The sequence below is a fragment of the Stenotrophomonas sp. YJH_SMC_21 genome, from assembly GCF_059369555.1.
Genome location: NZ_JCAFSU010000018.1, coordinates 81,559 through 91,009, shown reverse-complemented (window position 1 = coordinate 91,009; position 9,451 = coordinate 81,559). Strand labels below are relative to the sequence as shown.

Below are 9,451 nucleotides of genomic sequence, written 5' to 3'. Positions count from 1 at the left end.
GGCGATGGTCGGCCTGGTTGTGATGCCGGCCAGCGGCCGGCACTACCAAAGCAAATGCGAAGCGCAGCGCAGATTGCGTTCCGGCACACAGAGCAGCCTCGATGGTAGTGCCGGCCGCTGGCCGGCAACCCCATGACCCGCGCGGAGATGCATGGCTGCCGGCCGGCAGTCGGCACTACCAGTCAATGTTCAGCACGGCCATTCGCTGTTCAGCGCCGCTTGCGCGCGCTTCGGCCGTGGTCGGTCCGGTTTGATGCCGGCCAGCGGCCGGCACTACCAGTGAATGTTCAGCGCGGCTTGCGTGTCCGCTTCGGCTTTGCGGCATCCGCACTGCTGGCGGCGCCGTCCTGCAGCGCCTGCAACCAGGACAGGGTGTCCACGTAATCGATGAAGTGGCGCAGGTAGCCGGGACTGGTGGCCTGCATCGTGTCCAGCATGCGCTGCACCAGCACCGCCGAGTTCAGCGGGCCGCCGTCGGCCGGGGCCTCGGTGCGCAGTGAGCGGCGCACCTGCAGTTCGCTGCGCAGCTCCGACCACTCGCGCTGCACCTGCTGCAGCATCGGCACCTGCGGGTAATGCGGCAGCGAGCGCGACCCCGCATCGAGGTCGCGCACCAGTGCGCGCAGGCCTTCGAGCGCTGAAAGCTTACTTGGCATCCGGGGCCTTGGGCTTGGGAATCGGCGCGATTTCCACGCGACGGTTACGTGCGCGGCCGTCTTCGCTTGCATTGGAACTGACCGGCTGCTCGCTGCCGAACGCGGCGGCGAACACGGCGTCAGCCGGTACGCCATCGGCGATCAGGGTGCGGGTCACGGTCAGCGAGCGCTGCGCGGACAGCTCCCAGTTGTCGGCGAAACGCCGGTTGCCTTCGCGTACCGGCGCGTCATCGGTGAAGCCGCTGACCATCAGGATCTCTTCGCGGCTGCCCAGGTAGGCGGCCAGCGGTGCGGCCAGACTGCGCAGCAGCTCCTGGCCTTCCGGCTGCAGCTGGTCGGAGTTCAGCGCGAACAGCACGCTGCCGCTGATGCCGATGCGTCCATCGACCAGGGTCACGCGACCGGCGGCCAGCGGGCCAGCCAGTGCCTGCTCCAGTGTCTGCAGGCGCTTGGCTTCGGCCTGGCGCTGCTTCACTTCCTGGTCCAGCCGCTGCGACAGCTCCAGCTGCACCGCGACCACACCGACCAGTATCAGCACGAACGCGCCCAGCAGCACCGACATCAGGTCGCCGAAGGCGGCCCAGATCGGGGCGTGCGAACCGCCGTCGACCTCCAGCTCGTCGCTCATGCGCTACCGGCCTTGCCGCGGCGCGTGGCCAGCTGCTGCAGTTCTTCCATCACCTGCTTCTGCGACAGCAGGCTGAGGTCGACCACCTCGCGCGCCTGCGCCACGTAGTAGGCCAGCTGCTCATCGCTGCGGGCCAGCGAGGCATCCAGTGCGCCGCCGATCTGTTCCAGGCGGCCGGACAGCTCGGTGGAGGCGCTGCCGAACTGCGCGACCGCTTCGCCGAAGCTGCTGGCCAGCTGTCCGACGTCGCCCGCGCTGCCGTGGAGCGCTGCGGCAATGCCATCCAGCTTGCCGGTCTCGGCGGCGATATGGTCGGTGAAGCGGTTGCCGACGCGTTCCAGCAGCTCGGCCGAGCCACCGACCAGTGCGTCCACAGCGGTGCGCTGTTCGTGCGAGGCGTGGTTGATCGCATCCAGCAGGGTCTGCACGGTGGCCAGCAGGCGTCCGCGTTCCTCCAGCATCGCGTTGTCACGCACCAGGCTCTCGGACAGCGTACTGCGCAGCTCGTTGATGACGTCGGCAGCGGCCTTGGGCGCGGCGGCGGCGGTCTGCAGCAGGGTGGACACTTCGGCCAGCGTGGCGCTGGCCTGTGCGCGACCGTTCTCGCCGATCTGCTGTGCGGTCTCCGCCAGCGTGTCGCAGACGCGCTGCTGCTGCGCGGCCAGGCGTTCGCCATTGGCCTGCAGGCGCTCGGCCAGCTCGGTGGAAACGTGCTGCAGAGCATCGCTCCAGCGCTGCAGGCGCTGTTCGTCGCCGGCCTGCAGCTGCGCCTGCAGGGCGGCGTGGGCCTGCTGCAACTCGGCGCTGACCGCGTCCCAGCGCGCCTGGCGTTGCTGCTCGCGGCTGTCCAGGCTGGCCTGCAGTTCGGCGTGCGCGGTGGCAGCGGCGGCCTGCGCGGCCTGCCAATCCTGCAAACGCTGCTGTTCGTGGTCCTGCAGCAGCGACTGGCTGGCGCTGTGCTGCTGCTCCAGTGCCTGCAGCAGCGCCTGCGCACGCGCGTCCAGATGCTCGCTGGCGGCGATCAACGCCTGCTGCTGGCGCTCGACCAGCGCGCTGTTCAGGGCCTGCTGCTGTTCGGCGGCAGCACGCAAGGCCTCCGCATTGTCCTGTGCATCGGCCTGCAGGCGCTCGCCGATACGTGTGACCAGCGCTTCGGCATGCGTGGGCTGGCCATCGCTGAAGGCCTGCAGGTGCTGGCGCAGGTCGCTCACCAGTGCCTGCTGTGCCTGGGTCTGTTCACTCACCACCTTGGCCCAGCTGGCCTCGGTTGCGACGCGGCTGCGCTCGAAACCGTCGCTCAGGCCGGTCAGCTGCTGCTGCACGGCCTGCTCGACGCGGGCATGCAGTGCTTCGCCGTGATGGGCCAGGCCAGCCAGGGTGGTCTCGGCCATCGGCTGCAGCGCGCCACCGATGGCGGCGGCGCTGGCTTCAGCCCCTTCGCGCAGCGACTGCTGCAGCGAGACCGCCAGGCGTTCCTGCAGTGCCTGGCTCTGGGTCAGGAACTCGGCCTGGCCGGCCAGCAGGCGCTCATTGGCGGCCGCACTGTGCTGTTCAAAGGTGCTGGTCATCGCCTGCAGGCGGTCGACCAGCGCCGGCAGCGCCGCGGACTGTGCCTGCAGCAGGCGCAGCGACTCGGCGCGCTGCCAGGCCTGCGAGTACGGATGCAGGTCGCCGGAAATGGCGCGATCCAGCTGCTGCACGGCCTGCAGGCGGTCACGACGCAGCAGCGCCGCCAGCAGGCCGAGCATGGCCGAGCTGGCCACACCGGCGATCGAGGTGCCGAATGCCACCGCCAGGCCCTGCACCGGCGAAGCCAGCGAGCCGCGGATCGCGGCCATGTCGGTCGCACTCTGCAGGGCCAGTCCGGTGCCACGCAGCGTGTCCATCATGCCCAGCAGGGTGCCGAGCATGCCCAGCAGCACCAGCAGGCCGACCAGGTAAGGGGTCAGCACCGGAGCGGGCAGGGCAGTGCGCTCGCCCTCCACGCGCAGGCGCACGGCATTGCGCAGGCCTGCCGGCACGCGCTCCAGCCAGGGAGTGAGGCTCTCCTTCGCGCTGGACAGGTCGTTCAGTGCACCGCGCAGGCCGTTGCTGGCCTGGCGGTAGCGGTACAGCTCCACGCCACCGGCGATGTAGCAGGCCGCGATGATCGCCGCCACCGCTGCACCCAGCGGATGCACCGAAACATAGCCAATGCCGATCCAGCACACGGCCAGCAGGCCGACAAGGAAAACAACGACATGGAAAGCAGTTCTGGACATGGTGTTCCGGTCAGTGGGAGCGCAGGGCGTCTTGCAGCCCTTCGATCGGGTGGAAGCGCAGCTGCAGCTCGGCGAGCAGCAGGGTGCGCATGTCATGGCGGAAGGCCGCGCGCCAGCCGGGCTGGCCGTGCACGCGTTCAAAACGGGCGCCGAGCACGGCCGGCGCAGTGGCCAGCAGGCTGTGCTCGCGCGGGGTGAGGGTCTGTTCCATCACCGCATCGACCTCGGCCAGCCGCGCCAGCTCGGGCGAAACCTGCACCAGCTGGTCGCGCAGGCGGCCGCGCAGGCGCCCGGTGGCGGTCTGGATGGCCTGCTGCAGTACCCGGTAACGCTGGCGCAGCGAGGCGAAGTTGGGTGCAGCGGCGGCTTCGGCCAGGTCCAGCAGGCGCTCGGCTTCGGCATCCTCACGTATAGAGGCCAGCAGGCTGGCGTGCGCCTGCGCGCAGTCGGCCAGCACATCCTCGACCGCCTCGGTGGCCTCACCCGGCTCGGGCAGGCGTCCGCCGAGCGCCCCGGACAGGGCCACGGCACGGCTCCAGTCCACCCACTGGCCGAGGCGATCGGTCAGGGCGGGACTGCTGGCCGGCATCGCGCCGTCGCTGAGACGGGCGAGCAGGCGGAGGAATTCCGGTCCACCCAGGACCGGCTGCGCTGCTTTCGCCATCAAGGGGTGAGGGGCCAAAAACCATTGATTTTACAACCAGATGACCTTGGCTGGATGAAGGCGGGGCCGGGGGAGGGGACCCGCGGGCGCGACAAGGCTTAGAATGACCGGCTGCACCCATCCCGTTCGACCCCTGGAGTACCCAATGACTGTTGCGCAGTTCTACCCGATCGGCACCCCCGGACAGCCCTGGGGCGACGCGGAACGCGCACAGTGGCGGGCCCGCCAGCAGCGCCAGCGCAGCTACCACGATGACGTTGTGGCAGCGCTCGAGCGCCTGGACGACAGCTTCGATGTGATCCAGTACGGCCAGCTGGACTATGCGCCGGACCATTACCCGCTGTTCGCCGTGGTCAACCACGACTGGAACCCGGCGCTGCCGACCGCACTGATCACCGGTGGCGTGCATGGCTACGAGACCAGCGGCGTGCATGGCGCCCTGCAGTTCCTGGAACAGCAGGCTGAGCGTTACCTGGGCCGGCTGAACCTGATCGTGGCACCGTGCGTCAGCCCGTGGGGCTACGAACGCATCCAGCGCTGGAACCCGGATGCCATCGACCCCAACCGCAGCTTCCGTGACGGCGGCCAGATCGAGGAAGCGGCCGCGCTGATGGCCTGGGTGGCCGAGCGCAAGCCGAACCTGCTGGTGCACCTGGACCTGCACGAGACCACCGACAGCGACCTGCACGAGTTCGATCCGGCGCGCTGCGCCCGCGACGGCAAGCCGTTCGAGCGCGACACCATTCCGGATGGCTTCTACGTGATCGGCAACAGCGAAGACCCGCAGGCCGAGTTCCAGAAGGCCCTGATCGCTGCGGTCGCGCCAGTCACCCATATCGCCCCGGCCGACGCCGAGGGCAACCTGGTCGGCTTGCCGCTGCAGTCACCGGGCGTGGTGTGGGGTGAGTCGCGGTCGATCGGCGCCTGCGCCGGCTTCACCGACGCGCGCTTTGCCACCACCACCGAGGTCTACCCGGACAGCCCGCGCACCAACCCGCAGGAGTGCAACGACGCCCAGGTGGCGGCGGTGTGTGCGGGCCTGGATTTCGCCCTGGCGGCGCAGTAACGCGCCACGTTGCGGGCAGCGACCGGCATCAACCGGCGCCGTTCTTTGGCTGGCGAGGTGGCCACAGCCGGCGAAGCCGACGCGCGGCATCCGGCGAAGACATCCAGATCGGGCTGGTACACCGTGGTGTTGACCCCGAACAGGCCCAGCAGTGAGTGGAAGACATTGTCGTGGCTGTGCGCCCGGTGCAGGGCATTCCCGCGCAGGCAGGCCAGGTCCACGCCCGCGTTGCGGCTGAATTCCGGTGGGAACCACATCACCATCGGCACCTGGGTCTGCTCGCGCGGCGCGATGAAGTAAGGCGTGCCGTGAAGGTACATGCCACGTTCGCCGAGCGACTCGCCATGGTCGGACACATAGATCAGCGCGACATCACGCCGGTCCGAATAGCCCTGCAGCAGGTCGATGGTCCTGCCAAGCATGCGGTCGGTGTGGACCAGGGTGTTGTCATAGGTGTTGACCAGCGCCTCGTTGCTGCACTGCTGGATCTGGTTGCTGTCGCAGGTCGGACTGAATGCCCGCGACTGTGCCGGGTAGCGTTCGAAGTAGGTCGGGCCGTGGCTGCCAAGCTGGTGCAGCACGACCAGGGCGTCGCCGTTCATGGCGTCAATGCGTGTACCGAGCTGATGCAGCAGCACCTCGTCATAGCAGGTGCCGTCGGCATTGACACATTGGCCGGCCACCTTCAGCGCGGGCATGTCCTCGGTCGGCACGCGTTCGCACACGCCTTTGCAGCCACCGTTGTTGTTGTTGCGCCAGAGCACGCTGATGCCCGTGCGCTGCAGGATGTCGAGCACGTTCTCCTCGGTCGCTGCGCGTACATCGTCATACTGGCGGCGGGTCATCTGCGAGAACATGCACGGCACCGAGATCGCCGTTGCGGTTCCGCATGAGGAAACATCACTGAAGCTGATGACGCCTTCCTTGCGCGAGAGCCGGGGATTGGTCGCGCGTGGGTAGCCGTTGAGCTGGAAGTTCTGTGATCGCGCGGTCTCGCCGACGACCATGACCACCAGCTTCGGACGCGGGCCCGGTACGCGCCGTGCGTCCATGCCGATCGGGCGCAAGGGTTGCTGGCGGGCGCTGTAGAGGCCTTTCAGATAACCGTGGGTATGGCGCACGACATTCAACGGCAGCACCTGGTCACGGAGATAGCGGTTGTTGCGCAGCAGCGAGGAGTAGTCCTTGTAGAACGCGAAGCCGATTGCCAGCAGTACCAGCAATGACGCCAGAGCGCTGGCCGGCCACACCAGCAGCGAACGTATCGAACCGGCCCCGCTGGTGGTGCGCAGCAGAGCGAGCCCGGCAGCAGGTAGCACGCCCAGCGCCAGCAGGGTCAACAGTAGTGGCAGCGACAGATAGGCGTTCAGTTCGGCCTGGTTGGTCTCGAACACGTTCTGCACCATGCTGCGATCGATCAGCACGTTGTAGTGCAGCATGAAGTAGCTGCAGGCGGCGCTGACGACAACGAGCAGCACCAGCAGCGGCCTGCGCAGGAATGGCAGTGCCAGCAGTGGCGTCAGCAACAGGTTGAACAGGCAGAACAGCACCACCGGCAGGCTGGCCAGGAACAGCACGCTGCGCACGCTGTTGAGGTCGACCAGCCCCCACAGCGTCTTCCAGAGGGCGATGTTTCCAATCGTGGTGAAGAACAGTGCGACGGCCCAGACCAGAACGATCGGATGGGGCCGTGGAAAACGGCGGCATTGACGCACGAGCAGGTTCCGTGGAGCGGGAGTGCGCGCAGTATCGAAACCGCTTTATCAGGAAGTTGTCAGGTTGGGCGGACTAGCCCAGCAGGATGAGGCCCCACACAGCACCCACCATCAACAGTGCGGTGGTCTGCGCGGCGCTGCCCATATCCTTGGCGTTCTTTGACAGCGGATGCTGTTCAAGGGAGATGCGATCAACCACCGCTTCGATCGCCGAGTTGAGCAGTTCCACCAGCAGGCTGATGAAGCAGACCGCCAGCACTATCGCGCGCTCGACCGCGCTGATGTCCAGTACGAACGCTGCAATGATCAACAGCGCGTGCAGAAGCAGCAGCTGGCGAAAGGCAGCCTCGCCGCGGAAGGTGGCGACGAAGCCATCACGCGAATGGATGAGGGTGTGGAAGATGCGGCTCAGGCCGGTCTTCCCGTGCGGGTACTTGCCGCTGTCCTTGGGGTGCTGCATGCGGTTTCCGCCGTGAAGTGAGCAATCCCCAGCATGTGCACGCGTGCGTCAGGAAATCGTCAGAGGGGCCACTCCAGGCTGAACCGGCATCCCTGCTGCGATGAATGCACCGTCATCCTCCAACCCAGGTGCTCGACGATGCGCTGCACGATCGACAACCCCAGCCCCTCGCCGCTGTGCACGCTAGCGGGTACGAAGCGCTGGAACAGCTGTGGATCGATACTGGAGGGCAGGCCGGGCCCCGTGTCGGCGACGATGAGTGCGGCGTCGTGGAGGGAGATCCGGACTTCGCCGCTTTCGGTGTACTGGCAGGCGTTGCGCAGAAGGTTCCAGATCACGCTGCGCGCAAGATCCGCGTTGGTGTGCAGCACGGTGTCATGCAGGGCATCAAACGCAACGATCACCGGCTTGCCGGAAAGCCAGGGCTGGCAGCGATCCATGCAGCATTCAATCAGCGCACGCAGGGCCACCTCGTTGCGTGGCACGGTGCTGGGGGCGCGAGAGAGCAGCAGCAGGCAGGTCAGCTGGCGCTGCATCTCCTGGGTGGTGCGCAGGATGCGCTCGGCACTGGGAACCAGGTGGCTGTCGGCCGGAAGCTGGCAGGCCAGCGTCTCGGCAGCACCACCGATGATGGCCAAGGGCGTGCGCAGCTCGTGGCTGGCATCGCCGCTGAAGCACTGTTCGCGATGCAGGAACCGTTCGAGCTCGTCACTATGGCGGGCAAAGGCGCGCGCGAGCACGCCGATCTCATCGCGTGCGTCCTGGTAGGGAAAGGGCTTGTGGCCGTCCTGCACCGCATCGGCCAATCGTGTGATGGGCGCGATGACGTGGGTCGCGACCTTGCGACCGATCAGGAAGGCGCCAAGCACGCAGATCGAAATGACCAGTGCCGCAAAGGCATTGATCAGGTATTCCAGATAGCCATAGGGGGCTGCGTCCTGCAGCAGGTAGTAACGTTGGCCGGCACTGTCGAACACGCGCAAGTGCCACTCGTTGGGTGCTGCTTCGCCGTGATATCCCGGGCCATATTGGCGCAGCACGACAGGCACGTCCTGGGCATCGAACAGTGCGCTGCCGGAGGGCAGGTCGGGACGCCGACCACGGGCGAGTTCGTCCTGCAGGCGGCGTACTTCATTGTCCTGGGTCCGCGCGACGACAGCGGCCCGGACCTGATCGTAGTCCACCTGTTCCGCCAGTACGATGAAGCCCATGGCACCGGCCATCAATAGCACGAACGAGATCGTGATGCGGGTGCGCAGGCTCAGGCGGCGGTAGAGGGAGGCACGAGTCACGCCCGCATGCGCCAGCCGACGCTGTGCACCGTGGTGATCAGCGCGGTGTCGAAGCTGCGGTCCACCTGCAGGCGCAGCTCATGGATGTGGGTTCGCAGCGCGCCGCTGTCGGGTGGCTCGTCGCCCCAGACCAGGTATTCCATTTCCTGCTTGCGCACCACGGCCGGCGCCGCACGCACCAGGCACATCAGCAGCTTGTGCGACGTGGGCGTCAGCGCAATGCAGCGGCCTTGCCGCCAGGCTTGCGGCGAGCGCGTGTCCACCTGCAGGTCCTTCCACGCCAGCACGCTCTGGACCTGGCGACCCTGCGCCCGTCGTACCAGGGCCTTGATCCGCGCATCCAGTTCCGTCAGCGAGAACGGTTTGACCAGGTAGTCATCCGCGCCCAAGGCCAGGCCCTGCACGCGGTCTTCGACCGGATCGCGCGCGGTCAGCATCAGGATCGGCACCGGGTTCTGGAACTCCTGGCGAAGCTTCTGGCACAGCGTCATGCCGTCCAGGCGCGGCAGCATCAGGTCCAGCAGGATGGCGTCGTAGTCGTGCTGCGTGGCCCGGCGCAGGCCGCTGGCGCCGTCGCGGGCGTCGTCCAGTACGTAACCCAGCGGTTCAAAGAAGGCATACAGGTTGGCAACCAGCTCGGGGTTGTCTTCGATGATCAGCAGGCGGGTCATGGCATGCGTCCTTGCGCGTGGCCGAACTCTGCCCGATC

Annotated in this window: 9 protein-coding genes; 1 reads left to right on the top strand and 8 read right to left on the bottom strand. The window is 67.4% G+C overall.

What is annotated here, in order from left to right; all coding sequences use genetic code 11:
* Positions 1-287 precede the first annotated feature (287 nt).
* Genes AC5P67_RS18115 through AC5P67_RS18100 form a run of 4 tightly spaced genes read right to left on the bottom strand, consistent with a single transcriptional unit; the run spans position 288 to position 4,209 of the window.
* A complete protein-coding gene (locus AC5P67_RS18115) occupies positions 288-728 on the bottom strand; it encodes a DUF2894 domain-containing protein (protein ID WP_241889031.1) in 441 nt (146 codons plus the stop codon).
* On the bottom strand, positions 646-1,284 hold the full coding sequence (locus tag AC5P67_RS18110) for an OmpA family protein (protein ID WP_006449800.1): 639 nt from the start codon (positions 1,282-1,284) through the stop codon (positions 646-648). Before AC5P67_RS18110 ends, AC5P67_RS18115 begins: the two co-directional genes overlap by 83 nt.
* Entirely contained in the window at positions 1,281-3,545 is a 2,265-nt protein-coding gene (locus tag AC5P67_RS18105) for a DUF802 domain-containing protein (RefSeq protein ID WP_495215046.1), read from the bottom strand. Before AC5P67_RS18105 ends, AC5P67_RS18110 begins: the two co-directional genes overlap by 4 nt.
* 10 nt (positions 3,546-3,555) lie before the next feature.
* The gene (locus tag AC5P67_RS18100) at positions 3,556-4,209 is read right to left on the bottom strand and encodes a DUF3348 family protein (protein ID WP_049403423.1); all 654 of its coding nucleotides are present in this window, start codon (positions 4,207-4,209) and stop codon (positions 3,556-3,558) included.
* A gap of 145 nt (positions 4,210-4,354) precedes the next feature.
* Between AC5P67_RS18100 and AC5P67_RS18095 the strand changes: the two genes are divergently transcribed.
* Positions 4,355-5,275 carry a M14 family metallopeptidase gene (locus AC5P67_RS18095; RefSeq protein WP_005409936.1) on the top strand — a complete coding sequence of 307 codons (921 nt, stop codon included), beginning with the start codon at positions 4,355-4,357 and terminating at the stop codon, positions 5,273-5,275.
* Here the strand turns inward: AC5P67_RS18095 and eptA are convergent.
* From eptA to AC5P67_RS18075, 4 genes are all read right to left on the bottom strand, one after another.
* A complete protein-coding gene (eptA, locus tag AC5P67_RS18090) occupies positions 5,179-6,990 on the bottom strand; it encodes a phosphoethanolamine transferase EptA (protein ID WP_111117580.1) in 1,812 nt (603 codons plus the stop codon). The two genes, AC5P67_RS18095 and eptA, sit on opposite strands and share 97 nt — an antisense overlap.
* A gap of 73 nt (positions 6,991-7,063) precedes the next feature.
* Entirely contained in the window at positions 7,064-7,450 is a 387-nt protein-coding gene (locus AC5P67_RS18085; RefSeq protein WP_012480499.1) for a diacylglycerol kinase, read from the bottom strand.
* Positions 7,451-7,509: 59 nt separating this feature from the next.
* Positions 7,510-8,742 carry a sensor histidine kinase gene (locus AC5P67_RS18080; protein WP_049397968.1) on the bottom strand — a complete coding sequence of 411 codons (1,233 nt, stop codon included), beginning with the start codon at positions 8,740-8,742 and terminating at the stop codon, positions 7,510-7,512.
* On the bottom strand, positions 8,739-9,413 hold the full coding sequence (locus AC5P67_RS18075; RefSeq protein WP_005413688.1) for a response regulator transcription factor: 675 nt from the start codon (positions 9,411-9,413) through the stop codon (positions 8,739-8,741). The genes AC5P67_RS18080 and AC5P67_RS18075 overlap by 4 nt, the downstream gene beginning before the upstream one ends.
* Positions 9,414-9,451: the final 38 nt, after the last annotated feature.